General features: G+C 69.1%; 27 protein-coding genes and 2 pseudogenes. 18 read left to right on the top strand and 11 right to left on the bottom strand.

Annotation, left to right across the window (positions count from 1 at the left end):
- Positions 1 to 55: 55 nt before the first annotated feature.
- The gene (locus MHW47_RS02155) at positions 56 to 961 is read left to right on the top strand and encodes a hypothetical protein (RefSeq protein WP_239220857.1); all 906 of its coding nucleotides are present in this window, start codon (positions 56 to 58) and stop codon (positions 959 to 961) included.
- Between the two features lie 46 nt (positions 962 to 1,007).
- Positions 1,008 to 1,370 carry a hypothetical protein gene (locus MHW47_RS02160; RefSeq protein ID WP_239220858.1) on the top strand — a complete coding sequence of 121 codons (363 nt, stop codon included), beginning with the start codon at positions 1,008 to 1,010 and terminating at the stop codon, positions 1,368 to 1,370.
- Positions 1,371 to 1,479: 109 nt separating this feature from the next.
- Here MHW47_RS02160 and MHW47_RS02165 read toward each other — a convergent pair whose 3' ends face one another.
- The 5 genes from MHW47_RS02165 to MHW47_RS02185 all read right to left on the bottom strand — a co-directional run bounded on the left by MHW47_RS02165 (position 1,480) and on the right by MHW47_RS02185 (position 5,333).
- Positions 1,480 to 2,040, bottom strand: a complete 561-nt coding sequence (locus MHW47_RS02165; RefSeq protein WP_239220859.1) for a hypothetical protein — start codon at positions 2,038 to 2,040, stop codon at positions 1,480 to 1,482.
- A gap of 45 nt (positions 2,041 to 2,085) precedes the next feature.
- Entirely contained in the window at positions 2,086 to 2,868 is a 783-nt protein-coding gene (locus MHW47_RS02170) for an SDR family NAD(P)-dependent oxidoreductase (RefSeq protein ID WP_239220860.1), read from the bottom strand.
- A gap of 620 nt (positions 2,869 to 3,488) precedes the next feature.
- Positions 3,489 to 4,022, bottom strand: coding sequence for a DinB family protein (locus tag MHW47_RS02175; RefSeq protein WP_239220861.1), 534 nt, complete (start codon positions 4,020 to 4,022; stop codon positions 3,489 to 3,491).
- A gap of 9 nt (positions 4,023 to 4,031) precedes the next feature.
- Positions 4,032 to 4,313 (bottom strand): hypothetical protein, encoded by a 282-nt coding sequence (locus tag MHW47_RS02180; RefSeq protein ID WP_239220862.1) that lies wholly within the window; start codon positions 4,311 to 4,313, stop codon positions 4,032 to 4,034.
- Between the two features lie 132 nt (positions 4,314 to 4,445).
- On the bottom strand, positions 4,446 to 5,333 hold the full coding sequence (locus MHW47_RS02185; protein ID WP_239220905.1) for a LysR family transcriptional regulator: 888 nt from the start codon (positions 5,331 to 5,333) through the stop codon (positions 4,446 to 4,448).
- Between the two features lie 128 nt (positions 5,334 to 5,461).
- Here MHW47_RS02185 and MHW47_RS02190 point away from each other — a divergent pair, with 128 nt between their 5' ends.
- Together MHW47_RS02190 and MHW47_RS02195 are read left to right on the top strand one after the other, a co-directional pair.
- Entirely contained in the window at positions 5,462 to 6,496 is a 1,035-nt protein-coding gene (locus tag MHW47_RS02190; protein WP_239220863.1) for an alcohol dehydrogenase catalytic domain-containing protein, read from the top strand.
- Between the two features lie 122 nt (positions 6,497 to 6,618).
- Positions 6,619 to 7,737: an FAD-dependent oxidoreductase gene (locus tag MHW47_RS02195; protein ID WP_239220864.1), complete on the top strand. Its 1,119-nt coding sequence runs from the start codon at positions 6,619 to 6,621 to the stop codon at positions 7,735 to 7,737.
- Between the two features lie 501 nt (positions 7,738 to 8,238).
- Here the strand turns inward: MHW47_RS02195 and MHW47_RS02200 are convergent.
- Positions 8,239 to 8,637, bottom strand: a complete 399-nt coding sequence (locus MHW47_RS02200; RefSeq protein ID WP_239220865.1) for a hypothetical protein — start codon at positions 8,635 to 8,637, stop codon at positions 8,239 to 8,241.
- Between the two features lie 639 nt (positions 8,638 to 9,276).
- Between MHW47_RS02200 and MHW47_RS02205 the strand changes: the two genes are divergently transcribed.
- From MHW47_RS02205 to MHW47_RS02220, 4 genes are all read left to right on the top strand, one after another.
- Complete coding sequence (locus tag MHW47_RS02205) at positions 9,277 to 10,305, top strand: YdcF family protein (RefSeq protein WP_239220866.1); 1,029 nt, start codon at positions 9,277 to 9,279, stop codon at positions 10,303 to 10,305.
- Positions 10,306 to 10,509: 204 nt separating this feature from the next.
- On the top strand, positions 10,510 to 11,367 hold the full coding sequence (locus tag MHW47_RS02210; protein WP_239220867.1) for a hypothetical protein: 858 nt from the start codon (positions 10,510 to 10,512) through the stop codon (positions 11,365 to 11,367).
- A gap of 161 nt (positions 11,368 to 11,528) precedes the next feature.
- Positions 11,529 to 12,788 carry an APC family permease gene (locus tag MHW47_RS02215; protein WP_239220906.1) on the top strand — a complete coding sequence of 420 codons (1,260 nt, stop codon included), beginning with the start codon at positions 11,529 to 11,531 and terminating at the stop codon, positions 12,786 to 12,788.
- A 198-nt stretch (positions 12,789 to 12,986) separates the two neighbouring features.
- Positions 12,987 to 13,241, top strand: coding sequence for a hypothetical protein (locus tag MHW47_RS02220; RefSeq protein ID WP_374230043.1), 255 nt, complete (start codon positions 12,987 to 12,989; stop codon positions 13,239 to 13,241).
- Positions 13,242 to 13,540: 299 nt separating this feature from the next.
- Here MHW47_RS02220 and MHW47_RS02225 read toward each other — a convergent pair whose 3' ends face one another.
- Entirely contained in the window at positions 13,541 to 13,975 is a 435-nt protein-coding gene (locus MHW47_RS02225) for a helix-turn-helix domain-containing protein (protein WP_239220868.1), read from the bottom strand.
- Positions 13,976 to 14,105: 130 nt separating this feature from the next.
- Here MHW47_RS02225 and MHW47_RS02230 point away from each other — a divergent pair, with 130 nt between their 5' ends.
- Complete coding sequence (locus MHW47_RS02230; protein WP_239220869.1) at positions 14,106 to 14,978, top strand: aldo/keto reductase family oxidoreductase; 873 nt, start codon at positions 14,106 to 14,108, stop codon at positions 14,976 to 14,978.
- Positions 14,979 to 15,015: 37 nt separating this feature from the next.
- Here MHW47_RS02230 and MHW47_RS02235 read toward each other — a convergent pair whose 3' ends face one another.
- Positions 15,016 to 15,513 (bottom strand): hypothetical protein, encoded by a 498-nt coding sequence (locus MHW47_RS02235; RefSeq protein ID WP_239220870.1) that lies wholly within the window; start codon positions 15,511 to 15,513, stop codon positions 15,016 to 15,018.
- Positions 15,514 to 15,583: 70 nt separating this feature from the next.
- Positions 15,584 to 16,717 carry a M20/M25/M40 family metallo-hydrolase gene (locus tag MHW47_RS02240; protein ID WP_239220908.1) on the bottom strand — a complete coding sequence of 378 codons (1,134 nt, stop codon included), beginning with the start codon at positions 16,715 to 16,717 and terminating at the stop codon, positions 15,584 to 15,586.
- Positions 16,718 to 16,980: 263 nt separating this feature from the next.
- Between MHW47_RS02240 and MHW47_RS02245 the strand changes: the two genes are divergently transcribed.
- On the top strand, positions 16,981 to 17,865 hold the full coding sequence (locus MHW47_RS02245; RefSeq protein ID WP_239220871.1) for a LysR family transcriptional regulator: 885 nt from the start codon (positions 16,981 to 16,983) through the stop codon (positions 17,863 to 17,865).
- Between the two features lie 141 nt (positions 17,866 to 18,006).
- On the opposite strand, the pseudogene MHW47_RS02250 reads toward MHW47_RS02245, so the two are convergent.
- Positions 18,007 to 18,207 (bottom strand): annotated as a pseudogene (locus tag MHW47_RS02250) (DapH/DapD/GlmU-related protein); the annotation flags it as partial.
- Between the two features lie 10 nt (positions 18,208 to 18,217).
- On the opposite strand from MHW47_RS02250, the pseudogene MHW47_RS02255 reads away from it, so the two are divergent.
- The 4 genes and pseudogenes from MHW47_RS02255 to MHW47_RS02270 form a co-directional block, all read left to right on the top strand.
- Positions 18,218 to 18,424: pseudogene (locus MHW47_RS02255) on the top strand (transcriptional regulator); the annotation flags it as partial.
- Between the two features lie 136 nt (positions 18,425 to 18,560).
- Positions 18,561 to 19,805, top strand: coding sequence for a sodium:proton antiporter (locus MHW47_RS02260; protein ID WP_239220872.1), 1,245 nt, complete (start codon positions 18,561 to 18,563; stop codon positions 19,803 to 19,805).
- Between the two features lie 118 nt (positions 19,806 to 19,923).
- Entirely contained in the window at positions 19,924 to 21,264 is a 1,341-nt protein-coding gene (locus MHW47_RS02265) for a TrkH family potassium uptake protein (RefSeq protein WP_239220873.1), read from the top strand.
- On the top strand, positions 21,257 to 21,946 hold the full coding sequence (locus MHW47_RS02270; protein WP_239220874.1) for a TrkA family potassium uptake protein: 690 nt from the start codon (positions 21,257 to 21,259) through the stop codon (positions 21,944 to 21,946). The genes MHW47_RS02265 and MHW47_RS02270 overlap by 8 nt, the downstream gene beginning before the upstream one ends.
- Before the next feature lie 220 nt (positions 21,947 to 22,166).
- On the opposite strand, the gene MHW47_RS02275 is transcribed toward MHW47_RS02270, so the two are convergent.
- Entirely contained in the window at positions 22,167 to 23,126 is a 960-nt protein-coding gene (locus MHW47_RS02275; protein ID WP_239220875.1) for an NADP-dependent oxidoreductase, read from the bottom strand.
- A 72-nt stretch (positions 23,127 to 23,198) separates the two neighbouring features.
- Here MHW47_RS02275 and MHW47_RS02280 point away from each other — a divergent pair, with 72 nt between their 5' ends.
- From MHW47_RS02280 to MHW47_RS02295, 4 genes are all read left to right on the top strand, one after another.
- Positions 23,199 to 24,164, top strand: a complete 966-nt coding sequence (locus MHW47_RS02280; RefSeq protein WP_239220876.1) for a GlxA family transcriptional regulator — start codon at positions 23,199 to 23,201, stop codon at positions 24,162 to 24,164.
- Between the two features lie 38 nt (positions 24,165 to 24,202).
- Positions 24,203 to 24,367, top strand: coding sequence for a hypothetical protein (locus MHW47_RS02285; RefSeq protein WP_239220877.1), 165 nt, complete (start codon positions 24,203 to 24,205; stop codon positions 24,365 to 24,367).
- 150 nt (positions 24,368 to 24,517) lie between these two features.
- Positions 24,518 to 24,904, top strand: coding sequence for a hypothetical protein (locus MHW47_RS02290; protein WP_239220878.1), 387 nt, complete (start codon positions 24,518 to 24,520; stop codon positions 24,902 to 24,904).
- On the top strand, positions 24,904 to 26,148 hold the full coding sequence (locus MHW47_RS02295) for a Mov34/MPN/PAD-1 family protein (RefSeq protein WP_239220879.1): 1,245 nt from the start codon (positions 24,904 to 24,906) through the stop codon (positions 26,146 to 26,148). The genes MHW47_RS02290 and MHW47_RS02295 overlap by 1 nt, the downstream gene beginning before the upstream one ends.
- Positions 26,149 to 26,260: the final 112 nt, after the last annotated feature.

Below are 26,260 nucleotides of genomic sequence, written 5' to 3' on the forward strand. Positions count from 1 at the left end.
GGCGGGAAAGCCCGCCGGACGAGCCGGGCGAGCTGACGGAAGGCAGGGAAGCGCGATGCGACGACGTACCGGCCGGATGGCCGCGGTGGCCGTGATCCTGATGTACGGCGTCGTGGGATGCGGTGCGCCGCAGGGCCACGAGGACTCCGCGCCGTACCTGCCCCCCGTACCGCCGCCGAGGCCGGGCACCGCCCTGCCCCTCGACGCCTACCAGCCCTCTCCCGACCAGCAGGCACGGTCGGACCGTGCCCAGGCGACGCTGGAGCGTGCGTGCCTCGCCCGCTTCGGACTGCGATGGGAGGGGCCGGAGAAGACGGCCCTGGAGTTCGGCCCACGGGCGATCGCTTCGGAGCGGGCCGACCGGTTCGGGGTGGTGGACGAGGACGAAGCCGCGCGCTACGGATACCGGCCGCCACCCTGGAGCACACGCAACCCCCAGGTGCGCGCCGCCCTCACCGGGCACCACCACAACCCACCGCCCGAGGTGGAGAAGGTGCTGTACGGACTGGCCCCGGAGCACGAAGGCCGGCGCGTCCCGGACGGCGGGTGCCGGGCCGAGGCGGCCAAGGAGCTCATGAGAGGCGCACCCCAGGCCGACCGGAGTCTTCCCCTGCGGCTGGCGCAGCAGGTCGCAGCCTCCCGTGCCCGTGACCCCCGGCTGGTCCAGGCGCTGCGCGCGTGGACCACCTGCATGGCGCGGCTCGGACACCCGTACGCCTCCCCGGCGGCTGCGGCACAGGACCGGCGCTGGAAGCAGGACGAGCCGCCCACCGAAGCCGAGCGCCTCGTGGCCCGGGCCGATGTCCGATGCCGCCAGGAGACGCGGTACCTGCCCACCCTCATCGCCGTGACGGCGAAGCACCAGCGCGAGCTGATCGACCGTCACGCCCTCGAACTCGGCCGACTGAAGCGCCTGGAGGACATCCGGGTGCACAACGTCGCCGCGGTGCTCTCCGCGTGAGAGCGAGCAGAAGAAAACCGATCCGGAATCGAAGAGAGGACCTACCATGCGAAAGACCCTCACAGCCGTGCTCGGCGCGTTGACGATCAGCGCGGCATCCGCCGCACTGTGGGCCGCGCCGGCGAGCGCGAGCGATGTCAGCCAGGGATCCGACTACGCGTCGCACTCCTACGACGGCAGGTACTTCGAGTACTGCGACTACGAGGGCGACAACCACTCGGTGTGGGTCAATTACTACACCGACGCGTCGACCGCCATGAAGTCGTCGCCCACGGTCAACGGCGCCGGCAACTGCAACGCGATGTACCCGAACGGCGTCCTCACCAACCTCCGCGTGGTCGAGGACAACCCCGCCAGCAGCACCAACTACTACGGCTCCTGGCACGGCTACCCGGTCGCAGGCTCGTAAGCACAGCGCCGGAACACACGGCACTGAGGAACGGTGGGACCACGGGGCCCACCGTTCCTCAGCAGCACCACCCACAGCCCGTCATCGACGCCCCACGGTCTCCGCCCGCTCAGCTGTCACAGCCATCGATGTCGTCGTCACAACCCTCCACCGCGTCCCGGGCGATGGTGTCCAGGCGCCACAGGATCAGGCCGGTGCCGTTCTCGACCGGGTCGACCTGTGCGGTGAACGACTCACCTGCGGGGATGCTGAACCGGTCGGCTTCCCGGTCCCCGCACCCGATCCCGTACGCCTGCTCCTGATCGCCGCGCGACAGGGTGAGGGTGAGTTCCTCGATCCCGTACGTGTCACAGGTGATGCTGAGGAGGTACGGCCGGTCGCCGTGCGCTGTGTGCTTCCTGTCCATGCCGCTCGCGACGAACGTGCTCGCGGTGTCGACGAGTTCTGGACGCGCGTCGCTGTCGGAGGCCGCCCCCAGAGCACGCTCCGCCCGCCGCATCGCATCATCCGGCTCCCAGGCCCGGGCGCTGTCACCCGTCAGATGGTGGCGGGGGGTAGTTGTCGCAGACGATCGCAGTGCCTGCGCAGACAGCAGCACCTTTCGGGCCCGCCGCCAGGTCGGCCAGCCCCGAAGGCGTCTGAGTACCCGGATGGTGAAGCGCAGGGCCAAGAAGGCCTCCGGGTGGCGCGGTCCGGAGGCTGAGTGCTGTGTGGGTCAGTTGCGTCCGGCCATGACGCCGCCGTCGACGTCCCAGATTGCGCCGGTGACCCAGTCGGTCTGGTTGGACAGGAGGAAGGCGACGGTGGCGGCGACATCGTCGGCGGTGCCGGTGCGGCCGATCGGGTGGAAGGAGTCGAAGCCGTTCATGGTGGAGTCCATCTCCGCCTTGGGGATGAACTCCTCGTAGATCGGGGTGCGCACGACGGCGGGGGCGACGGCGTTGGCGCGGATGCCGTGCGGGGCGAGCTCCATCGCGAGGTGCTGGGTCAGGGAGTGCAGTGCGGCCTTGGCCATCGAGTAGGCCGAGGAGGGGGTGGCGGCGATGGCCTGGTGGGCCCACATGGAGCCGATGTTGACGATGGCGCCCCTCGCGCTGCGCTCGATCATGTTGGCCGCGACGGTCTGGGTGAGGAAGAAGAAGGCTCGGTTGAGGCCCTGGTATCGGTCGTAGTCTGCGGCCGTGTGTTCCAGGAAGGGCTTGGGGGCGAAGACGCCGGCGGCGTTGACCAGCAGGGTGGCGTCGGCGTGCTCCTCGGTGAGGGTGGTGCGCAGGCGGTCGACGGCTGCGGGGTCGGTGAGGTCGGCGGCCAGGCCGACAACCGTGCCGTGGGAGGACAGAGCGGTGGCTGCCTGGTCGGCGCTGGACTGGGTGCGGCCGGTGACGACGGCGGTGCCGCCGGCGTCGAGGACGTGGGCCGCGACGGCCTGCCCCATGCCGCTGGTGCCGCCGATGACGATGACCTTCTGGCCGGTGAAGTCGAGGGTGGTGCTGGACATGTGGTGCTCCTGATTCAGGTGGTGTCGTGAAGGGGGGAGGGTGGTCAAGGGGCAGGCTCGGTAGCCGCGGTGCTCGGTCGGCTCAAGGTCTCCCAGGTACGGGAGACTCAGATGGCCAGTGCCACGAGGAAGCGCGAGACCATGTCGCAGGCCGCGACGGTGGCGACCGCTTCGACTGTCTGGGCTTCACCGAACAGGCGCTTGACCTCTTCGATGACGTCGGCATCGACCTCGACCTGTCGGGGTGGACTGATCGGTCACGGCAAGCAGGGCGCGCTCTTCTTCGTTGAAGAGGCCGCTGTCCGCGGCATCCCTCTTGAGGGCTTCGCACTCGTCTTCCGTACCGCCTGCCTGCAGGTACGCCGGATAGTGGACGCCCACTCGAAGTCGGCATGGGTGAGCACGGCCACGTGCAGCATGATCAGTTCGCCGTATTCCAACGACAGGTCGACCCGCGAGGAGTGGGGGCGGGGGAGCGGGGAGACTGTGGTCCTGCCAGGGGAGTGGCTCGCACGTCACTCACGTTGTGCTCCTCGATGATGCACCGGCCCACGACGAGGATCGGGGCGTCGCCGGTGGTGCATTGCTGCCGGCTTCGCCTGGGCGAAGGCGGCAGGTGGTCAGGCGTAGGGGTTGCAGACGAGGTAGCCGTCGACGCGGCTGAGCCAGTCCGACTCCGGGTCGGGCGGCAGTACGTGGCCGAGGTTGTCGGCACGGACCTCGCTGATCCACTGGTCGTGCTGGTACTCGTGGTTGATCAGCGCGAGCAGCAGGTGGTTGGCGACGATGGTCAGCTGGGTCGGGGCGCCGACCCGGCCGGCGGCGATGTCGCCGATGCGGGCGTGGACACGTTCGGCGACGGTGTCGCGGAACGCTGTGAGCCGTTCGACGGTGGGCAGCGCGCCGCGGAACTTCTCCGGGTTCGCCGAGTCCATGAGTCCGTCGAGTTCCGGGTCGGTGCTGGGCTCGGCCGCGGTGAGGTTGCGGATCATGAAGTGGGCGACGTGGGCCTGGTGACCGAGGTGCCAGCCAATCGCGCTGGAGTCCTCGTGCGGGCGCCAGGTCACCTCGTCCGGGGTGAGGTCCTTCCACAGGTCGTCGGTGTAGGCGCGGGCGCGGTCGTATGCGCGTAGCAGCGCGGTGAGCTCGTGCACGACCGGGCCTCAGACGGTGTCGTAGACGCGCACGTCGGGGTCGGCCTTCAGCAGCGGGGAGAGGCCGCCGACGACGTCACGGGTGAACAGCTCGCTGGCCAGGTACGCCTCGGCGTCGCCGGTGGCCCGGAAGCCGTGGAGGACCTGGACGTCCTCGTCGCGGACGAGGAGCTCCTTGCTGAGGGCGCCGGGGACGGTGTCGAGGAACGGCTGCTTGTACTTCTCGTACACGCCCGCGGCTGCGGCACGGTGGGCCGGGTCCACCTGCAAGGTGATCTGAAGATACGCCATGGTTATGCCTCACTCGATCGACAGGGAGGGGACGGAGCGGTGAGTCCCGCAACGTGCCTGCAACGTTAGGCATTCCCAGCAAGGTCCGGTAGGGGACCACACTGAATCAAGATATAAGCAGTGCGTATGGCCCTAGTGGCGGGCGACCGCCAGGCTGTCGGCGAGGCGGAGCAGGTCCGGGGCGAGCGGGGAGTCGGCGCTCCAGACCGCTTCGAAGGAGATCTGCACCTCGCGGCCCTCGTCGTGCAGGGGGCGGTGGCAGACGTCGGGCGAGGTGAGCTTGGAGCGGGGAACCAGCGCCGAACCCAGGCCGAGCTTCGTCCAGTCCTCCAGGACCCGATAGCTGGCGGCCTCACCCGGATAGGTGTTCAGGGGCATCTCGTGCGCCTGGAAGAGCTGCGTGGTGAAGGTGGTCAGGCCGCAGGTGTCGGGGACGAGGATGAACTGCTCCTTGCCGGCCTCCGTGAGTTCGATGGGGGTCGCCTCCGTCGCGTCGGGAGTGACGACGACGATCGGCTCGACGTCGATGACCCGGTGTTCGAAGCGGGGCATCGCGGCAACGGCCGGGATCAGGATGATGTCGAGCTGGCCGGCCAGCAGGCATTCCCGCAGCTCCTGCATGTTCGCCTCGCGCAGCACGAGGTCCCGGGGCGCGGGAAGGCCCTGGACCATGCTGAACGCCCTGGCGACCAGGTGCGAGCCGATCAGCGGTGAGAGCCCCATGCGGATCTTCTGCTCACCGGATTCGTTCAGGCGTCGGGCCTCCGCTCCGACGGCATCGAGCGCTGTCAGGGCGCGCTCGATCAGCGGCAGGATCCGGATGCCGAACGCGGTCTGCGTCACCCCGCGCGGCGACCGCTCGAACAGCTTGCCGCCCAGGCGTTCCTCCAGCTTGGCGATTCCGTTCGACAGCGCGGGCTGCGTGACCCCGTACGCGCGTGCGGCGGCACTGAACGACTTGGTCTCCGCCACCGCCTGCGCATAGCGGAGCCCTTCAAGATTCAGGCGGTCTGTCGCCATAGCCACGGCTTATCGCTCCATTCACTGATGTCCCCTACCGGGCGCCAATTCCTCTGCCTACGGTGGGACTCCTTCTCATTCAGCATAAACAGCAGCTATGAGCATCGTCGTTCGGAACGGAAGGCACCATGTCGGACAGCGCCGTGACCATGGTCGTGACCGAGCCCTGCGGACCCCTGCACCCCGTGGTGGCCGAGACGGTCTCGCCTCCCGCCGGGTGGGTCCGCGTCTCGGTGGTGGCGAGCGGCGTGTGCAATGCCGACATCGCAACGGCCGCCGCCACCGGCAAGGACACCGCCCTGCCCGTCACCCCCGGCCACGAGGTCGCCGGTGTCATCGCCGAGACCGGTGACCGGGTCGAGGGCTGGGCGGCCGGCGACCGGGTGGCCGTAGGCTGGTTCGGCGGCAGCTGCGACCACTGCGCGCACTGCCGCACGGGCGACGTCGTCCACTGCGCCGAACGCAAGATCCCCGGCCTGTCCTATCCGGGCGGCTGGGCGCAGAGCATCACCGTCCCGGCCGGCGCGCTCGCCCGCATCCCCGACGGCCTCGACCTCTTCCATGCCGCCCCCTTCGGCTGCGCCGGGGTGACGACCTTCAACGCGATCCGCAAGGCCGGCATTCGCGCCGGAGGACGGGTCGCCGTCTTCGGGATCGGCGGCCTGGGCCACCTCGCCGTCCAGTTCGCCGCGAAGCTCGGCTACGAGACCATCGCCATCGCCCGCGGCCGAGACCGCGAACACCTCGCCCGTGAGCTCGGCGCCTGCCACTACATCGACAGCGACACCCAGATGCCCGGAGCCGCCCTGAAGGAGCTCGACGGAGCCGACCTCATCCTCTACACAGCCTCCTCCACCGCCCCCGTCGACGAGCTGCTCACCGGCCTGGCCGTGCACGGGCAGCTCACCCTCGTCGGCGTCGACGCCGGCTCCGTGACCGTTCCGGCGGCCCGGCTCGTCATGAACGGCCACACCCTCACCGGGCACCTCACCGGTAGCCCGCGCGAGACGGAAGAAGCCATGGCCTTCGCCGTCACCACGGGCGTGCGCCCGATGATCGAACGGATGCCACTGGACAAGGCCGACGACGCCGTCACCCGGCTGCGCTCAGCAGCTCCCCGCTTCCGCCTCGTCCTGGACACCGCCGTCGTCAGCAGCGAGTAGCCAGACCCCTCGTCCCGCCGCGCGCCTCAGCCGCGCGGCGGTCGGCACCCTGCCCTCCCCTCAGCCCGATGCCGCACCACCGACGACAGCGGGGGTTAAGCCTGCTCAGATTGGAGCCACACATGTCCCACTGGGAAAGCCACGACGTCATCGTGATCGGCGCCGGCGCCTCCGGACTCGCCGCAGCCACCGCCCTGCACGCCGCCGACCGCGACGTCGTCGTCCTGGAGGCCCGCGACCGCGTCGGCGGACGCCTGCTCTCCACCCCCGTCGAGCACCCGGGGCAGGCGCTCGATCTGGGAGCCACCTGGTTCTGGGGCGGCGAGGAACGCGTACAGGCCCTGGCCGTCCGCAGCGGCATCGCCACCTTCGAGCAGCACCTTGCCGGCGACACGATGCTTCAGGAGACGACCGGCATCCGCCGCCTCACCGGCAATCTGATCGATGCCCCCTCCCGCCGTTTCGCCGCCGGCGCGCAGAGCATCGCCGCCGTCCTCACCGCCGCGCTGCCCGCCGGCTCTCTTCGGCTGGACACACCTGTCACCGCCATCCACACGACCGGCCAAGGCGGCCTCGACGTGCTCACCCCGGCCGGCACCCTCCATGCCAGGCACGTCGTTCTGGCCGTTCCCCCGGCCCTGGCCCTGGAGCGCATCGACTTCGACCACGCCCTCCCCGACGACCTCGTGCGCCTGGCCCGGGCCACCCCGGTGTGGATGGGCGCTGTCGTCAAGGTCGTCGCCCACTACCCGGCCGCGTTCTGGCGCCAGGAGGGTTTGGCGGGGGCGGCGTTCAGCAGGACCGGCCCGCTCCAGGAGATCCACGACATGTCCGGGCCCGGCGGCGAACCCGCCGCGCTCTTCGGCTTCGCGCACGCCCGCACCGTCCGGCCCGGCTTCGAGCAGGCCGTCACCGCCCAGCTCACCCGGCTCTTCGGCCCGGCGGCCGGATCCCCGGTGGCCCTGCACGTGCAGGACTGGAGCACCGAACAGTGGACCGCCCCATCCACCGTGCAGCGCCTCGCCGACTACTCGCTCTTCGGCCACCGCCTCTACCAGCGCCCGGCCCTCGACGGCAGCCTGCACTGGGCGTCGACCGAGACGGCCACCGACCATGCCGGACACATCGAAGGCGCCCTCGCCACCGGCGAACGCGCGGCACGCGCCGTCCTTGCGGCACCCGCCGACGTGAACGACACCGCCCGGGACGTCACCGCCCCAGCAGGTAGGCCACCGGCCTGACGCCGCAGGATCCCGTACGGCTCAGCGCACGGAATCCGTACGACACCACGCCCGGCCGCCGAGATCACACATCAGGAGAGCGATGACCAGCGCCGCACCCGCCGCCACGCCGGGACTCATACCCGACCCCGCGGAGGTCCGCTACCCAGATAGAAGACCTCGGCCTTCGGCTCCGTGCGCTGATCGCACTCAGCCCACGCTGTTCTAGGTTTCATCGGAGTGGCCACGGGCTACTCGGCCTGGCAGCACCCCGCCCTCGCCACCCAAATCGCCGCTGAGGGCTTTCTCTCGGGGTTTTCGTCGCCGTAGTAGGCACAATCGCCCCTGGCTACGCGTCTCCGGTCCAGGGTTGGACCGGAGACGCGTAGAGAACGACTGCTGCGTCCAACTGAAATCTGAGTGCCTGCCCGCCCTACGCCCGTACGGTCATTCAGCCGCTGGATGGCCTCGAGAGGCTTCATCGGCTCGAACAGTTGGAATTGTCAGCAACGCTGAGCTGTCTCAGATTCGGGCCTGAGCTCCTCGTTTCTTCAGGATGAAAGAATCGCCATCGCCCACCCAAGCCCAAATCACCTTCTCTCCGTCGGCTGATGCAATGAACAAGGTGGCGCTTCCACTCGACTCGAACCACAGGTTAATCACCCAGTCCTTGGTGTAGTGGCCAAACGCCCACTTACCCGTCCCGCTGACAACTTCTTTGGACTCGACGTGCACGCCCGCTCCAGCCGTGTATGAGGTCTTCAATGAGCGTGCCTCGAATCTCTCACCACCCTTCAGAATGAGGAGCGACTCGTCTGCCCCTCTCCACGTGCCAACGAGATCGGCTTGCGTTACATCACTTACTTCATCCAGATGGGACGAGGTGCCGCATGCGGAAGTTGCCACCACGAACATGAGCACGGAGAGAACCGAGAGCGCGAGTCGCCGGAGACTGTGGGAGTTGACCATGAATTTCTCCGATTAATTAGGGTAGAAGAAGGTTCTCGTGCCATATTATCGCCCGGTTGGCTAGGTGTATATAGACGGATATTCCACCACCAAACACCTTATCCACTATCCAGCTCTTGCGATTAGTTTATCCGCGAGCAAATGAGCGGCGGAAGTGAGAGTGAGATCCTCCTGTACCGTGATCCTGGCTTGAATCCCTCGCTTCGAAGAATTCAAAATAACGTAGTTCCACCGCCTTCGCTGTCCGAAGTGCCACCGGTGCTGGGGTCAGGGCCTGTATCAGTAGGCTCTTCAGGATGGCCTTCACTTCACGGCGGCGGACAAACTGCAACGCTCCGCACTGCCGGTCGGCGACTCTCCGCGTTGGCCACGGCCCGAGTTGCTCCGCAATCCGGGCCGCAGAAATTCGCTGCGTGAATTTCCGGGTCAGGCTGGTCCGGTTCCGACGTGAACGAGCGCTCCGTTCCCTTCTCTTCCTGGCCGCCTCGAGAAGAAAGCAACTTCCTTGTGTGGCAGGGCGGTTATGTGTCGCCGGGCAGACCCGGCAGCCGCGCCACCTCGGGATCGTGCCGCGCATCGTAGGATCGGCGCATGGTGGCCTTCGTCCCGTCGTTCGTCTGCTTGCTCCTGTTCTGTGTTGGTGTGGTGCAAGACCGCCGCCGAGTGAGCAACGCAGTCCTGCTGGGCCTGTCCACCGTCTTCGCGGCCATCGCACTTCTCCTGCATGTGGCGGCCGAGCGAGCCCAGTTGGGGCGCGACCTGGCCGTCGCCCTGCTGACCCTCGCGGGCGTGGGTGTCGTCACCCTGGCGTGTTTCCTCATCGCCAACGGGATCACCATGGTGCGCAAGGAGGGAAGGAGTTCGGCGAATCTGCTGTCCCTGGCAGCGGGCATCGCCCTGGTGGCCCTGCTCGCACTGCTGATCACCGCGCTGGTGCTGCATACGCACACGCTCCTGGTGATGGCGGCGACGGCCGTGGCGCTCGCCGGGTACGTCGCCTTCCTGTTCCTCTGTTTCCTCGTCTATGGGGCCCTGTACGCACATGTGCGCATCCGGCGTCGGGCGGACTTCGTGGTCGTCCTCGGCTCGGGCCTGATCGGGGGCACCACCGTGTCCCCGCTGCTGGCCAGCCGCCTGGACCGGGCCCGAAAGGAACACACCAGGCTGTCGCGGAAAGGGCGGCGCCCGGTCCTGATTACCTCGGGGGGCCAGGGCCCCGACGAGAAGCTGCCGGAGTCCCACGCGATGGCCGAATACCTGGTCGCCCAGGGCTTCCCCGCCGACCTGATAGAACGCGAGGACCGGTCGACGACCACGGACGAGAACCTGACGTTCAGCAAAGCGCTGATGGAACGGGCGAATCCGACCTACCGGTGCGTGATCGTCACGAACAACTACCATGTCTTCCGCGCCGCGGTTACCGCTCGCCGCACCGGCATCCGGGGAAACGTGATCGGCGCCCCGACAGCCGCGTACTTCTGGCCGAGCGCCATGATCCGCGAGTTCGTCGCGCTCTTGGTCGCCTATCGCCGTACCAACGCCGTACTCTTCCTGCTCGTTCTGCTGAGCGGCCTCTTCATCTGGTGGCTGGGGTGGCCGGCGCCGGGGGCAGGCACGTAGAAGTCGAGGCTCTCCAGCCGTACGGCCACCCGGTCCAGGCCAGTCGTGAAGCCTCGAAGGCAACGCCACCCTGGTCGTCTCGGGCAATGTCGGCGCGCTACCGGCCATCTTCTGGTGCGGGTGCAGCAGTTGCCGTAGGGTGCCGGACGAATATGGGAGCGCTCCCATACGTTCCTTCGGCCTCACCCGATTGGAGAACTGCGTATGCGTTATCCCCTCCTCTCCCGACGGTTGCCCCGACTTCTTGTCACCATCGCCCTGGCCGGCGCCACGGTGGTGGCCGCCACCGGCGGCGCTCCGGCTCCGGCCCACGACCGCCACGGCGGCCGACCCGTCGACGGCTGTGCCCCCGACCCGGCGTTACTGTTCTGCGAGGACTTCGATGAGCTGCCGCGGGGCGCGGGCACCAGCATGCGCTGGGGTGTGGACACCCACAACGGCACACTGGCCGTCGAACGCGAGCGGGGTCGCGGACACGGCGGGAAGCGCGGCGCGGACCAAGTACTCCGGGTGCGCACCGAGGGCAACGGGTACGCGTTCCTGGAGGTGGACGAGGTCTCGGCCCCGGACAACAGCTTCTTCGGCCGGATGCGGGTGAAGGTCGACGCCTTCCCCACCGCTCCGGACTGGGCCCACTTCACCCTGGTGGAGGCCACCGGCCAGGGCGACGGCAGCGTGGTCCGACCGATCGGCGGCCAGTACGTACCGACCGTCGGCAACGGGGTGCAGCTGTGGGGCATCGGCTCGGACGGCGGCCCCACGGGCGACTGGACCGACTGGCGCGACTCCGCCCCGGCCGAACCGGGGAAGTGGACGTGCCTGGAATGGGAGGTGGACGCCTCGGACAACCGTGTGGCGGTATGGATCGACGGCGAGCCCCAGCCCGACATGACCGTCACCACCACCCGGCACGGAGGCAATCCGGTGGACTTCGTCCTTCCCGCCTTCGACACCGTTCGCATCGGATGGCAGCTCTACCAGGGCAATCCCACACCGGACTCCTACGACCTGCGCCTGGATGACTTGGCGTTGTCCACGGAACGCGTCGGATGCGGCCGCTGACCGGGTGCGTGCTCCAGGCTCTGAGGCGAGACATGGACTCGGACCGGGAGGCGCCCGCCACCTGGTCATGGTGTGTTCAGGTCGATCCTCTACTGTCTGCGCGGACCGCAGGCCACGAGCCCCTGCGGCCATGGCCGTCAAGGAGTGACGAAGTGAGCAGCATGCCCTCGCCCGTGCCCGGGGTGCCGGACGAACTCCAGCGGCGCCTCGGGGGGCCGGACGCGGTGCTGATCGGCCTGGGCTCGATGATCGGCGCCGGGGTCTTCGCCTCCCTGGCTCCGGCCGCCCGCGCGGCCGGTTCCGGCCTGCTGATCGGTCTCGCGTTCGCAGCCGTCGTCGCGTACTGCAATGCGACTTCCTCGGCGCGGCTCGCCGCCCGCTACCCGGCCTCCGGCGGAACCTACGTGTACGGGCGCGAACGCCTTGGCGAGTTCTGGGGCTACCTGGCCGGCTGGGCCTTCGTCGTGGGCAAGACAGCCTCCTGCGCGGCGATGGCCCTGACCGTCGGCTCCTATGTCTGGCCAGGTCACGAGCATGCGATCGCCGTCGCGGCGGTGGTAGCGCTGACGGCAGTGAACTACGCCGGGGTACAGAAGTCCGCTCTGGTGACCCGTGCCATCGTGGCACTCGTCCTGGCCGTGCTCGCGGTCGTCGTGGTCGCCTCCCTCACCTCCAGCGCGGCGGATACCGGTCGGCTGGAGGTGGGTTCGGACGCAACGTTCGGCGGTGTACTCCAGGCGGCCGGGCTGCTGTTCTTCGCGTTCGCCGGCTACGCCCGCATCGCCACCCTCGGCGAGGAGGTCCGCAATCCGGCCCGTACCATCCCCCGCGCCATCCCTGTCGCGCTGGGCATCACCCTCGTCGTGTACACCGCCGTCGCCGTCTGCGTCCTGTCGGTCCTCAGCCCGGCAGACCTGGCAGCAGCCGGGGCCCCGCTCGCAGACGCCGCCCGTGCGGCGGGCGAGGACTGGCTCGTCCCGGTCGTACGCGCCGGTGCGGCGGTGGCAGCCCTGGGCTCGCTGCTGGCACTGATCCTCGGTGTCTCGCGTACCACGCTGGCCATGGCGCGCGACCGCCACCTGCCCCACTCCCTGGCGGCCGTGCACCCGAAGTTCAAGGTCCCGCACCGGGCCGAGCTGCTCGTCGGTGTCGTCGCCGCCGCAGTGGCCGCGACCGCGGACGTGCGCGGGGCCATCGGCTTTTCCTCCTTCGGCGTCCTGGTCTACTACGCCATCGCCAATGCCTCCGCCTGGACCCTGACGCCGGCCGAGGGACGCCCGCCCCGCATCATCCCCGTCCTCGGTCTGGCCGGCTGCCTCGTCCTGGCCTTCGCCCTCCCAGCGGCCTCCGTCCTCGGTGGAGCCGCCGTCCTCGCGATCGGCGCTGCCGTCTACGCGCTGCGCCGCACCTCAGCAACATGATCAGCCTGGGTGAGTCGCGGCCGGCCGGGGCACTGGAATCCTGCCCTGAGCGCCAGCCGCCTCCTTCGGACGGCCCGACGCCGGATCAGACCGGGCCGGACGGGCTCGGCGGTGAACGAGGAGCCCTCCGTATCCGTCACGCCGCCACAACCAAGAAGTCTCCGGACGTACTTCGGCCGTTTCGGCGACACTGGGCAGGTGATGAAACTGCCCCGCGTCGAGTGCCCGGAGTGCGGCCGCGATATCGCGGTCGGCCCGGTAGCCGGCCGACTGACCAAGGGCCGCCTGTGGCGGCATGACGCCCCCGGCAATCGCCGCGACGAGAACGGGGCCCTCGTGTCCTGCGCCGCATCGCTGACCATCGTGGACTGGCCGACCTCTGGGTTGCAGCTAGAAATCGACGTCGAGAGCCCCGACACGCCGGCGCCCTCCCAAGCCGCCGTTCTGTTTTGACCACACCGAGCTGGGGAGCTGCGTAGCCGGTGGTCAGTGACTCCAGGTGGGGCCGGCCGGATACGACGCCGAGGCCGGCGGGCCGCGTGGCAGGACCACTACGGGGCCTTCGGCTGCGAGGGGCACGCGCCTTCTCGGCGGTGAGCGGGCGCAGGAACCCTTCGAAGCCTGGCTCGGCTTGGATACGCCGTACGACTTCGCCAGTGCGGGATGAGAGGTGAGAACGCGCGGGTCAGCGTGGTTCGGCGGCTTTGAGTCCCTCCCGTTCGCAGTCGATGCTCGGCTATGCCTGCGGCTGGTCAGGAGGTTTGTGCGTCGTGGCTTTCGCGGTGGGTGAGGACGGCGTCCATGTGGGTCTGGGCCCACTGCCTGAGGTCGCGTGTCAGGTGGTGGAGGGAGTGGCCGAGGTCGGTCAGTTCGTAGGTGACGGTGACGGGGACGGTGGGTGTCACGGTGCGGGTGAGCAGGCCGTCGCGTTCGAGGGCCCGAAGGGTCTGGGTCAGCATCTTCTGGCTGACGCCGGTCAGCAGCCGGGCCAGTTCGGAGTAGCGCATCGCCTTCGGGGTGTGCGGCGCACCGAGGGGTTCGGGGGTGTCGCCGCCCAGTGCGCACAGGATCAGGACGACCCATTTGTTCGAGATCCGGTCGAGGAGCTGACGGCTGGGGCATACCGCCAGGAACGCGTTGTACTCGGCCTTGGCCTGGGCATTTCCGTCGGCTTTCGTCGTCGCCACCGGGAGCTCACCTCTCACTTTGGGGTGTTACGCACTTAGAAGTGCCTACTTCCCAACGGGAAGTTCCTCTCCAAGAATGGTGCACGGGGGACGGAAACACCATCCCTGGTATGAGGTGAAAGGCACCACGATGAACACGCCCTTCGAAGCCCTTCCCGGCGGCACCTGGATGCTGGGCGACGTGCCGGTAACCCGGTTCGGGTACGGTGCGATGCAGCTCGCCGGTCCGTGGGTGATGGGCCCGCCCGCCGACCGCGCCGGAGCCCTGGCGGTACTGCGCGAGGCGGTCGGCCTCGGGATCACCCACATCGACACCAGCGACGCCTACGGACCGCGCATCACGAACGAACTGATCCGGGAAGCGCTCCACCCCTACCCGACATCGCTGTTGATCGCCACGAAGGTGGGAGCGACCCGCGACGCTCAGGGCGGCTGGCCCACGGCCCGGCGCCCCGAAGATCTGCGCCAACAGGTCCAGGACAACCTCCGCTCCCTCGGAGTCGAGAGGCTCGACCTGGTCAACATGCGCATGGGTGACGCTCAGGGGCCCCGGCCCGGCTCGATCACCGAAGCGTTCGAGACGCTCGCCGGCCTTCAGCAAGAAGGACTCATCCGCCACCTCGGCGTCAGCAACGTCACCGCCGAACAGGTCGAGGAGGCACGAGGCATCGCCCCGGTCGTGTGCGTGCAGAACATGTACAACCTCGCCCACCGCCACGATGACGCCCTGGTGGACCACCTCGCCGCCGAGAACATCGCCTACGTGCCGTTCTTTCCCCTGGGAGGCTTCACGCCGCTGCAGTCCGAGGCCCTCTCCCGGGTCGCGGACCGGCTGCGAGCGACGCCCATGTCCGTCGCACTGGCCTGGCTGATGCAGCGCTCGCCGAACATCCTCCTCATTCCCGGCACCTCCTCGGCCGCGCACCTGCGCGAGAACATCGCCGGTGCCGGGCTCTCCCTCTCCCGTGACGACGTGGTCGAACTGGACACCATCGGCCACTGACCAGCACGCGGGGCCGTTATCGCGGCTTTACGGCGGCTCAGGGGTGAAGGCCGTTCCTTCTCGCCTGGCTCAACAGAGCCGTTGCCAGAGCTGGGTTACGCCCCAGGGCCAGGAACGCCAGGGGCGCGGAACCGTGCCGAGCGATCTCGAACCTGTGAAAGGTCAGCCAGACCGACAAGGTGGCCGTCTGGTTCAGCCCGGCCATGCTGCTCCATCTCACCGCATCCCGCACACCGCCGAACAGGTTGGTGACGACCAGGCCGTCCGTGAGGACGTAGCACCTCTTGATCCCGAACCGGGCCGTTGCGCGCCTCCATGCCAGCATGAGGCCGTATATGGCGAGCACCGTGGCGACCGTGACGGCACCCTTGATGAACGCCGACGGCGGTTTTCTGACGAACAGCATGACGATTACGACGACCGCCAGTGCCACGAGGCCCCGCCGCGCCATCTGCAGGAGAGCGCCTCCTACTCCCGCGACGGCATAACTGCCGTGCAGCCGGCCGAGGCCGAGCCCGTTCACGTCCTGTCGCAAGATCGATCGCCTCCTGAGGAATGAATGACGCATCGGATGCACTGCGGTCGAGGGGAGTTCCTGTCGCCTCTCACGCGGAGTCTTTCCGGTGACGGTCGGGCCGTCGTCGCGTCTTCGCGACGAGTTGAGCGAGCAGCCGGGCGCGGGGGATCATCCGCGCGACCTCGACGTGCTCGGTGTCCGCGTGGGCGCCGCCGCCGACCGCGCCCAGGCCGTCCAAAGTCGGACAGCCCACCGCTGCCGTGTAGTTGCCGTCCGAGGCGCCGCCGACTGCGGCCGCCCGCAGGGGCTCCTGGCCGAGTTCGGCGGCGATGCGGGACGCGAGGGCGAACAGGTCGGCGGAGGCTGCCGGTTCCATGGGCGGCCGTTGCGCGCCGCCCAGGATCTCCAGCCTGGCGCCGGGCGTGCGGGCGGTGAGTCCGTGCATGAGCTGGTCGATCCACTCCTGCGCGTTCACGGTGGGAACGCGTACGTCCACTGCCACTCGCGCCTGGGCGGGCACCGTGTTGCGCGTGCTGCCGGCCGACAGCAGAGTCGGTGTGACGGTGGAGACGCCCAGGACGGGATGGGCGGCCCCGACGGCGCCCATCGCAGCCCCGACGCCGGCGACAACGAGTACCTGGTGGGCGGCCTCGACGGCGGCGTTGACCCCTCGGTGCGGTTCCTGACCGGCGTGCGCGGCCTGGCCGTGGACCACGACCTCGTACCGCGAGGTTCCCTTGCGGGCGGTCTTGAGCGCGCCCTCCCCGTCCGCGGCCGCCTCCAGCACGAGGGCGGCCGCACACGTCCGCGCCGCCTCCTCGATCAGCTTCCGCGAGGTCGGTGAGCCGACCTCCTCGTCCCCGGTGACCAGCACGCACACCCCGTCCAAGGACCGCAGCGAGGCCAGGGCGTGGAACATCTGCACCAGACCGGCCTTCATGTCCAGGACGCCGGGGCCCCTTGCGATGCCGTCAGCCACCGACCAGGGATGGGTCCGGAGCGAGCCGATGGGCCAGACCGTGTCGTGGTGGCCCAGCAGCAGCACACGCGGAGTGCCGAAAGCCCATCGCAGATGGGTCACCCCGTCGATGACGATCCTCTCCGGCTCGACCCTCAGCAGCCTCGTGCCGAGGGCGCCGACCACCTCGGCGCTGCGCGTCATCGCCGCCTGGTCGGCCGAGAAGGACTCACAGGTGACGAGCTCCTCCAGATCGGCCAGCATCACCGGCAGGCTGAGCACGGACCCCGTGCTCACCGGCCCCACACCTGTTCAACTCCCCGTCGCGACAACACACCGCCTCCTCGCACCTCAGGGGGGATTGGGACAGCGACGCCCTGCCCTTCCGGTGCGCCGCCGCGTGAACGACGTTAGGGCCGATCAAGGCATGTCACCAGCGACGGGATTGCATAGGAGCCATGCGCCGTACGCATGTCTTCGGACATGATGGCCGTGGGCCCGAGGGGGGTCTTGGCGGCGGGAGGAACGTGTACGAGATCGATGCGCTGCGGCTGCTCGTGACAGTGGCCGAGACCGGTTCGTTCACGCATGCCGCCATCCGGCTCAACTACACGCAGTCCGCAGTGTCCCGGCGGATCGCCGCGCTGGAACAGCGGGCGGGCGGCCCCCTGTTCGAACGGCTGCCGAGGGGCGTACGGCTCAACCCCGCCGGGCGGGCGCTGCACCGGCATGCCGTCGAGGTGCTCGACCGGCTGGCGCGGGCGCAGCGGGAACTGGCTGTGCTGCATGCGGGCCACGGCGGACTGCTGCACGTGGGCGCGTTCGCCACCGCCAACATCCAGTTGGTGCCCACCGCCCTGCGTGCCCTCCAGGAGGCCAGGCCGGATGTCGAGGTCGTCGCGATCGAGGGCTCGACCGACACGTTGATGCGGCGCCTCACGGACGGGGCGCTGGACCTCGCCGTCGTCAGCGACTACCCGTCCGGGCTGCCCTCGGCCGACGGTGTCATCACGACCGAGCTGTGCAAGGACGAACTGCTCGTGGCCCTCCCGCGCGCGCACCGTCTGGCCGGAGCCAAGACGGTCGGCCTGCGGGAGCTACGCGACGAGCCCTGGGTGCAGAGTGCCTACGGTAACCGCCCGACGATGCTCGCCGACGCCTGTGCCCGGGCCGGCTTCGCCCCCAAGAAGGTCATCCGGATCGCGGAGTGGACCGGCAAGTTCGGCTACGTCGCCGCCGGACTCGGCGTGGCGCTGGTCCCTTCCCTGGCCGCCTGGGCCGTCCCCGACGAAGTCGTCCTGTGCCGCCTCGACGACCCCGCCCTGCACCGCACCCTCCACGCGGCCCTACCAGCCACCCCGCTGCCGGCAGCGCTGAAGCTGCGGGACCTGCTGCGCGACGGGGTCGGCTGAACCCATCGGTATGCCGAACTTCGCCTCAACGAGATCGCGAGACAGAAGCGCTGTGTCCCAGACGTTCCGAAAGCGGTCCTGCACAACCCTGAGCCCCCGGCGTGCAGGTACGGGCAACGGTGCGCCCGAGGCCCAGCCCCGCTACCCCTTGATGGCCCTGATGGGCTGACACGGGTTGCCCACGGCGACGACGCCGGAGGGGATGTCTCTCGTGACGACCGAACCGGCGCCGACGATGCTGTTGTCACCGATCGTCACGCCAGGGGTGATGGTGACCGACCCGCCGAGCCACACGTTGTCGCCGATCACGACGGGCTCCGGAAGCTCCCACCCGTCGAGCCGACGCGCGATGCCCCTCAACCAGTCCGGCGTGACCCCGCCCCGCCAACGCGTCGTGGAGTTCCGCACCCTCAACATCCGCCACTGGGAAGCCCTCGTCGACGCCTGGTCCACCGGCGACGACCGCGCCCTCGACGACGTCTGGAGCGACCAGATCACCGACCTCGGCTCGCAGTGGGGCCAGTACGAGTACGTCACCAACATCGGCTTCGCCGCCTGACCCCCTCCCGAGTTCGTGACTGAGCCCTGTGGATCTGCCGCCGCGAAGTAGGGAACGTGTAAAGTTCCCCGCGGTGTGCCGGGAAGCCTGGTCGGCGATTCCTGCCAGAGGTCTGTCCCGATCGAGGTTTACTCCCATGGTTCTGATCGCCGTATTCGGTGTTGCGCTGCTGATCGCAGTGCTCTTGTCCGGTCTTGCCGCACGCACGGTTCTTTCGACCTCCTTTCTGTTTCTCGCCGGTGGCGCGCTGGTGAGTGACGGCTTCCTCGGGCTGATCCACATAACCCCGGACAGCGGAATCGTTTCAGTGACGGCCGACCTCGCTCTCTTCGCGGTGCTGTTCACCGACGGCATGCACGTCTCCTTTCCCAAGCTGCGAGCCAACTGGAAGAGCCCGGCACGCGCACTGGGGCTGGGCATGCCGCTGGCCTTCGCCGGCATGGCCCTGATCACGCACTACCTCGTCGGCCTGGACTGGACGACCTCGTTCCTCGTCGGAGCGGTGCTCGCCCCCACCGACCCGGTGTTCGCCTCGGCCATCGTCAGCCGCAGGGAGGTCCCCGCCAAGCTGCGCCAGCTGCTGAACGTGGAGAGCGGCATCAACGACGGGCTGGCGCTGCCGGTCGTGCTCATCTTCATCGCGGCTGCGGGACCCACCTCCGGCCATGCCGAGGCCGATCTCGGCAAGATCTCACTGGAGCTGGTGACCGGTCTCGCCCTGGGCATCGTGCTGCCTCTGGCCGTTGTCGCCCTCGTCAGGTTCCGGCTGCTGGGGGCCGAACCGAAGCTTCAGCCGCTGCTGCCCCTCGCCGTCGGCGTGATCCTCTACGCGACCTGCCACCTCACCCACGCCAACCCCTACCTGGCCGCCTTCTCCGCCGGCGCGGTCCTCGCCGCGCGCTCGACGGAGGCGAAGGAGGCGTTCGAACCCCTCGGCGAAGCCTTGGCCGAGCTGGCCAAGTTCGCAGCCCTGCTCGTCTTCGGCGCCCTGCTGACCCCGCACCTGTTCGGTCAGCTCTCCTTCGGCGGGTACGTGGCCGCGGTACTGGCGATCGTCCTGATCCGTCCGGCCTCGCTCCTGCTGTCCCTGTACGGCACGCGCTTCGACCGCAAGGAGAAGCTCGTGGCGGCGTGGTTCGGCCCGAAGGGCTTCGCGTCCGTCGTGTACGGGCTGCTGGTACTGCAGGCCGGAATCCCGCAGGGCGAAGAGGCATACACCCTCATCGCCGTCTGCATCGCCTTCTCGATCATCGCCCACAGCAGCACCGATGTGCCCATCGCCCGGCTCTTCGATGTCGAGGAACTCGCAGGGGTCGACGCCGCGAGCCCGAATACGGTGCCTGCCGGGGAGCGCGCCGCCGACAAGGCCGCCGTCCGATGACCGTCCTGGGCGCGGAAGAACGGGGGACGGAGGCGCCGGGGCCCGCGACGCGTCCGGTCGCGCCCCGCCCGAGTGTGCGAACGATGCCGGTGACCGACCGTGTCGGAGGAACGTCGTGGTGAGCCGGCGATGGCCGCGCCTGCGGCACCCGGCCCAGGTGGTCGTGGCCGGCTTCGCCACGGCGATCGCGGTCGGCACCGGCCTGCTGATGCTGCCGGCGGCCAAGGCCGGACCGGGCGGAGCTGGCGTGCTGGAGGCCCTGTTCACCTCGACGTCCAGTGTGTGCGTGACCGGCCTCATCGTGGTCGACACCCCCGGGTACTGGACCGGGTTCGGCCAGGCCGTCATCCTGGCGCTCATCCAGGTGGGCGGCTTCGGCATCATGACCTTCGCCTCGCTGCTGGTTCTGCTGGTCTCCCACCGCATGGGCCTCAAGGCCCGCATGACGGCAGCCGCGGAGACAAAGGCGCTGGGGCTCGGGGACGTCCGCGTGGTGGTCGTCGGGGTGGTCAAGGTCAGCCTGGTGCTGGAGGCGGTGACCGCGCTCGCCCTGGCCCTGAGGTTTGCCACCGGCTACGACGAACCCTGGCCCAGGGCGCTCTGGCTGGGGGTCTTCCACGCCATCTCGGCATTCAACAACGCCGGCTTCGCCCTCTACTCCGACAGCCTGATGGGCTTCGCCACCGATCCGTACATCTGCCTGCCCATCGCGATGGCCGTCATCGCGGGAGGACTGGGCTTCCCCGTGCTCTTCGAACTGCGCCGCCGCATCCGTACCCCCCGCGGCTGGTCCCTGCACACCAAGATCGTGCTGTGCACCTCGGCGGTCTTCCTGGTCGGCGGCAGCGTCTTCGTCACCGCACTCGAATGGTCCAACGCCGCGACCCTGGGCCCGCTGGACGTACCGGGAAAGCTGCTCGCGGGATTCTTCCAGGGCGTCATGCCGCGCACCGCCGGTTTCAACAGCATCGACACCTCCCAGATGACTCCGGCGAGCTGGCTGGGCACAGACGTACTGATGTTCATCGGCGGAGCCAGCGCCGGCACCGCCGGCGGCATCAAAGTCACCACCTTCGCCGTGCTGTTCTTCGTCATCTACGCCGAGATCCGCGGCGAGGGAGCCGTCAACATCTTCAACCGCCGTCTGCACGGCGACCTCCAGCGCCAGGCCCTGACCGTGGTGCTGCTCTCCGTGGGCGCCGTCGCCATCACCACGGTGACCTTCATGGTCTTCTCCGACCACAGCCTGGACCGGTCGTTGTTCGAGGTCGTATCGGCCTTCGCCACCGTCGGCCTGTCCACCGGCATCACCGCCGACCTGCCCTCCGGCTTGCAGTTGCTGCTGATCGCGCTGATGTTCCTCGGCCGGCTCGGCCCCATCACCGTCGCCTCCGCACTCGCCCTGCGCAGCCGGGTCCGCCTGTACGACCTTCCCGAGGAGCGACCCGTCATTGGCTAGGAAATCCACCCCCAGGAAGCAGCGCACGAGCCCCAAGAGCTCCGTGGTCGTCATCGGGCTGGGCCGCTTCGGACGCGCGCTGGCACTGGAACTCATCGACGAGGACACCGAGGTCCTCGGCATCGACGAGAACATGGAAGTCGTCCAGTCCCTCTCCAGCTCCCTCACTCACACCGTGCGCGCCGACTCCACCAAGGAGACCGTCCTTCGCCAGCTCGGAGTCCACGAGTTCGACCGCGCCGTCGTCGCCATCGGAACCGACCTCGAAGCCAGCATCCTCACCGCCTCCCTGCTCATCTCCTTCGGCATCGACCACGTATGGGCCAAAGCCACCAGCGAAGCCCACGGCCGCATCCTTACCCAGCTGGGCGTCCACCACGTCGTCTACCCCGAACACGACATGGGCCAGCGCGTCGCCCACCTTGTGCGGGGCAGCATGCTCGACTACATCGAGTTCGAGGACGACTTCGCCATGGTCAAAACCAGTCCGCCCACCGACATCATCGGCCTCCCCCTGGCCAACAGCGCCGTCCGCACACGGCACGGCGTCACGGTCGTAGCGATCAAACGCCCCGGCGAAGACTTCACCTACGCCACCCCGGAGACCGTGGTGGAAGCGCAGGACACCATCATCGTCGCCGGACGCACCCGCGCCACCGAACGCTTCAGCGAACTGCACTGACCCCGCCCGGCACACCCCCGGCTGGACCCCGCACCGACCTGGAGGCTGTCTCCCCGGCCCCTTGACCTCGGCGCGGCCTGAAGGCGAACGGGATCGTGTTCAGTGCCGTGCCGGGGCGCTCGCAGGCCGTGTGCCGGGGCAGGAGGCCCGGCGTTCATGTGGGTGACAGCAGCGAGGACAGTCTGTTCCCCTCGGCATGGGGAGACAGACTGTCCCCTCGTCAGGCGACTTCCAGCACGATCTTGCCGCGGGTGTGGTTGGTTTCACCGAGCTCATGGGCGGCGGCGGCCTGCTCCAGCGGGAAGGTCGCGGCTACCTCGACCTTGACGGCGCCGTCGGCGATCAGCCCGCCGATGGTGGTCAGCGCGACTCCGTCGGGCTCGACGAGGTAGGCCGACGCCCGGAAGCCGCCCGCGGCGGCTGCATCGGCCAGCTCGCCGGACAGGCCCGAGGGCACGGCCACGATCAGACCGCCGGGGCGCAGCACCGAGGCGGTCCGGACCTGGTCGAGCCCGGTCAGCTCGACGATGACGTCGATGTCCTCGATCAGCGAGAGGTGGCCGGCACCGTGGTAGTCGACGACCTCGTCGGCGCCGAGCTCGCGCAGCCAGTCATGGTTGCGGGCGCTGGCGGTGGCGGTGACGTGCGCGCCGAGGTACTTGGCGAACTGGACGGCGAAGTGGCCCACGCCCCCGGCGCCCGCAGTGATCAGGACCCGGTCGCCGGCCTTGACACCAGCGGTGTCGACAACGACCTGCCAGGCGGTCAGCGCGGCCAACGGCACTGCGGCGGCTTCGATGTCGCTGACCGCATCGGGGGTCTTGGCGAACTGACGCGCCGGAGCGGTTACGTACTCGGCGTAGCCACCGGCCTGGCGCGGGAACCACGGCATCCCGAAGACCCGGTCACCGGCCTTCAGCGTGGTGACGCCGAAGCCGACCTCCTCGACGACGCCCGCGACATCCCATCCGAGCACGAACGGCGGCTCACCGAGGACGCCGGCCATGCCGTGGCCCTGGCGGGTCTTCCAGTCCACGGGGTTCACGCCGGCTGCGGCGACGCGGACGAGGACCTCGGTCGGGAGGGGGACCGGACGGGGGACGGTAGTGAGGACGAGCTCGTCAGCAGCACCGAAGCGCTGCTGGGTGATGGTGCGCATAGAAGGGGTGTTGTTGTTCATGGCAGCAACTCTGGCGGCGCTCGCGCAACCCCTGTGAGTGGCAGAAATGCCACCATGCATAAACTTCCGGCCATGACACACCGCGTGGCTGTTCTGGCCCTGGACGGGGCTCTCCCCTTCGATCTCGGCATCGCCGCACGGGTCTTCAACGAGGCCGTCGACAGCTCCGGTCAGCGGCTGTACGAGGTGGTGACCTGCTCGCTGGGCGGTCGGCCGATCCGGACCAGCGAGGGCTTCCGCATCGAGGTCGACCACGACGAGACCATGCTGCGCACCGCCGACACGGTCGTGATCGCCACCCAGGAGCCCACGCCTGAGCTGCTGGCCGGTCAGGGGCTGCCCGAAGAGCTGAGTACAGCGCTGGCCTCGATCCCGGCCGACACCCGCATCGTGAGCCAGTGCACCTCGGCGTTCGTCCTGGCGGCCGCCGGATTTCTCGACGGGTACGGCGCCACCACCCACTGGGCCCTCTGCGATGCGTTCTCGGCACTCTTCCCGCACATCGAGGTCGACCCCGATGTGCTGTTCGTCGACAACGGCCGCGTGCTGACCTCGGCGGGCGGCGCGGCCGGGATCGACCTGTGCCTGCATCTGGTCCGCCGCGATCACGGTGCCGAGGTCGCGAACGGTGCCGCGCGCCGCTGCCTCGTCGCACCGTGGCGCGACGGCGGCCAGGCACAGTTCATCGAGCGGCCGTTGCCCGAGGACACCCAGGCATCGACGGCGCCGACGCGGGCGTGGGCGATGGACAACCTGCACCAGCCGATCTCGATCGCCGACCTGTCGGCGCACGCACGGATGAGCGTGCGCACCTTCGCCCGCCGCTTCCGGGCCGAGGTCGGCGAGAGTCCCGCGCAGTGGCTGACACAACGCCGCGTCGAGGCCGCCCGCCGTATGCTCGAGACGACCGACCTCACCGTCAACCAGATCGCGAGCGCGGCCGGCTTCGGCAGCCCCACCCTGCTGCGCAAGCATCTGCACGCCAGCGTCGGGCTCCCGCCGGTGGCCTACCGGCGTCGCTTCGCCACGACGGCATGAAGCGCCTGGCGCGATCGGACGCACCTACCTGGCGCGCCGTGCTCTGGGATCTGGCTGCCACCACCATCGTCTTCGGCCTGTCCGTACCCATCGCCTGGCTCTCGCCCACAGCGGCGCTGTGGACGTGGCTCCTGCTGATCCCCGCGAAGATCACCTCAGGGCGAGGACTGCGCTCTGCCATGCGATCCGGCTCTGCCCCCTGACGGCCGGCAGAGCCTGCACGACCGCGTTCCCGGGCATCATGCGAATGCAGCGTGGCCTTCGGCCGCCTCCCGAAGGGGTGACGGGGCGGCCGGCGACCGTGGCACGATTTGGGTCAGGGCACCAAGCCAGCGAGAGCGGGAGCGGTACACATGCCGATACAGATATGCGTCGCAACGGGCCAGGAAGTGCCAAGGGAGGTGGAGTCACTCCGCCGGTGGTTGGAGGTCGAGGCCGGGTTACGGGGCCTGGTCGGCGTCGAACGGCCGCCGGTCGGCACCGGGCAGATGGGCTCGCTGACGGACACGCTCACGGTGGCGCTGAGTGCAGGCAGCGCCGCCACCGTACTGGCGCGCTCGCTGACCACGTGGCTCCGGCAGCGCCGATCAGATGTCCGGATCGACATCACGGCCGGCGACGGCACACAGGTGTCGGTCACCGCCGACCGCGTTCAGGATGCACCAGCCCTGATCGAGACCGTACTGCGCTCGGACCAGGGCAGCCGCGACGCGACGGCGACTTCCCCAGAAGCCAACTGATGGCGGAACTGCCCGACCCCAGCGGCACCCGCGCCGTGCTGATCGGCGTCAGCGAGTACGGGCACCTGCCCGCCCTCCCCGGCGTGGCCAACAATCTGGCCGGCCTGAAAGCGCTGTTCACCGCGCCGGACCTCCTGGGGCTGCCGGAGGAACACTGCACGGTCCTGAACGGCCCATGGGTCTCCCCGGACGCGATCGACCGCGCCGTTGCCGCGTCGGCGGCCGAGGCGGCCGACACCCTGCTCGTCTACTACGCCGGACACGGTCTGATCGACGAGTACGACGGAACCCTGCACCTCAGCTCACACCACACCGACCCTGCCCGGGTGCACGCGACCGCGACCCCGTACGAATGGATCCGCCGCAGCCTGGCGCGAGGTCCGGAACGGCGTCTGGTCATTCTCGACTGCTGCTTCAGCGGACGCGCGCTGAACAGCATGGCCGACGACGGAATCACTGCGATCACCGCCGCGAAGGGCACTGCGGTACTCGCCGCCGCCCATGAGAACCGCATGGCTGCCGCTCCGCCGGACGAACGGCACACCGCGTTCACCGGCGAAATCATCGAACTGTTGTCCCGTGGTATACCCGGCGGGCCCGAACTGCTCGACCTGGAGACCGTCTTCACCGGCGTGGAACGCGTGCTGCGCGCCAAAGGACGCCCCATGCCCCAGGGCGCGTTCCGCAACTCGGCCCAATACCTCGCCCTCGGCCGCAACCGGTCCTGGGCGCCGCCCGAAATCGTGCTCCACCAACCGCCCGCCGCCACGACGGGTGGCCCGCACAGCCGTTCCGTGCTGACCATCAGCCAGGCCATCTGCGACGAGATCATCGCGCACGCCCGGCAGGAGTACCCCTTGCAGGCCTGCGGAATGGTGGTCGGTCCTGACGGCTCGGACCGTCCTGAACGGCTCATCCGCATCACCAACAGCGCACGCAGCCCCGCGAGGTGGGAATTCGACCCGTTGGACACCTTAAGGGCATATCAGAGTATGGAGAGGAATGGCGAGGAACACGTCGTTACCTATCACTCGCGCCCCGAACCGGGCGCCTACCTGTCAAAGGGAGATGTCACCTTCATGGATGAAAACCGCACCGGGCGACACCTTGTCATCGTGGCTGTCCCGGACGGGGAACGCGCCGAACTCCGCTCCCACCGCATCTCGGACACCCGAATCATGGAGGAAGATATCCGCCTGATGACCCCCTATCCCCCCGCTCCCGTCCAGGCAGAGGACCCGTGATAGCCCGCCGAGCGGTCGCCGACGGGGCAGCCGGTGTCCGAAGTCGGCAATCTTCAGCACATCCAGGAGGTCCAGCACACCCCAGCGGCGTATGACCTCGTCCGCTGCATGC

The sequence above is a fragment of the Streptomyces sp. OfavH-34-F genome, assembly GCF_022347745.1.
GTDB lineage: Bacteria > Actinomycetota > Actinomycetes > Streptomycetales > Streptomycetaceae > Streptomyces.

What these genes read in the sequence shown, in the direction of transcription:
- MHW47_RS02155 (WP_239220857.1), top strand. Translation starts at nt 56, where the DNA reads ATGCGACGACGTACCGGCCGGATGGCCGCGGTGGCCGTGATCCTGATG.
- MHW47_RS02160 (WP_239220858.1), top strand. Translation starts at nt 1,008, where the DNA reads ATGCGAAAGACCCTCACAGCCGTGCTCGGCGCGTTGACGATCAGCGCG.
- MHW47_RS02170 (WP_239220860.1), bottom strand. Translation starts at nt 2,868, where the DNA reads ATGTCCAGCACCACCCTCGACTTCACCGGCCAGAAGGTCATCGTCATC.
- MHW47_RS02180 (WP_239220862.1), bottom strand. Translation starts at nt 4,313, where the DNA reads ATGGCGTATCTTCAGATCACCTTGCAGGTGGACCCGGCCCACCGTGCC.
- MHW47_RS02185 (WP_239220905.1), bottom strand. Translation starts at nt 5,333, where the DNA reads ATGGCGACAGACCGCCTGAATCTTGAAGGGCTCCGCTATGCGCAGGCG.
- MHW47_RS02190 (WP_239220863.1), top strand. Translation starts at nt 5,462, where the DNA reads ATGTCGGACAGCGCCGTGACCATGGTCGTGACCGAGCCCTGCGGACCC.
- MHW47_RS02195 (WP_239220864.1), top strand. Translation starts at nt 6,619, where the DNA reads ATGTCCCACTGGGAAAGCCACGACGTCATCGTGATCGGCGCCGGCGCC.
- MHW47_RS02205 (WP_239220866.1), top strand. Translation starts at nt 9,277, where the DNA reads ATGGTGGCCTTCGTCCCGTCGTTCGTCTGCTTGCTCCTGTTCTGTGTT.
- MHW47_RS02210 (WP_239220867.1), top strand. Translation starts at nt 10,510, where the DNA reads ATGCGTTATCCCCTCCTCTCCCGACGGTTGCCCCGACTTCTTGTCACC.
- MHW47_RS02215 (WP_239220906.1), top strand. Translation starts at nt 11,529, where the DNA reads ATGCCCTCGCCCGTGCCCGGGGTGCCGGACGAACTCCAGCGGCGCCTC.
- MHW47_RS02230 (WP_239220869.1), top strand. Translation starts at nt 14,106, where the DNA reads ATGAACACGCCCTTCGAAGCCCTTCCCGGCGGCACCTGGATGCTGGGC.
- MHW47_RS02240 (WP_239220908.1), bottom strand. Translation starts at nt 16,717, where the DNA reads ATGCTGGCCGATCTGGAGGAGCTCGTCACCTGTGAGTCCTTCTCGGCC.
- MHW47_RS02260 (WP_239220872.1), top strand. Translation starts at nt 18,561, where the DNA reads ATGGTTCTGATCGCCGTATTCGGTGTTGCGCTGCTGATCGCAGTGCTC.
- MHW47_RS02275 (WP_239220875.1), bottom strand. Translation starts at nt 23,126, where the DNA reads ATGAACAACAACACCCCTTCTATGCGCACCATCACCCAGCAGCGCTTC.
- MHW47_RS02280 (WP_239220876.1), top strand. Translation starts at nt 23,199, where the DNA reads ATGACACACCGCGTGGCTGTTCTGGCCCTGGACGGGGCTCTCCCCTTC.
- MHW47_RS02290 (WP_239220878.1), top strand. Translation starts at nt 24,518, where the DNA reads ATGCCGATACAGATATGCGTCGCAACGGGCCAGGAAGTGCCAAGGGAG.
- MHW47_RS02295 (WP_239220879.1), top strand. Translation starts at nt 24,904, where the DNA reads ATGGCGGAACTGCCCGACCCCAGCGGCACCCGCGCCGTGCTGATCGGC.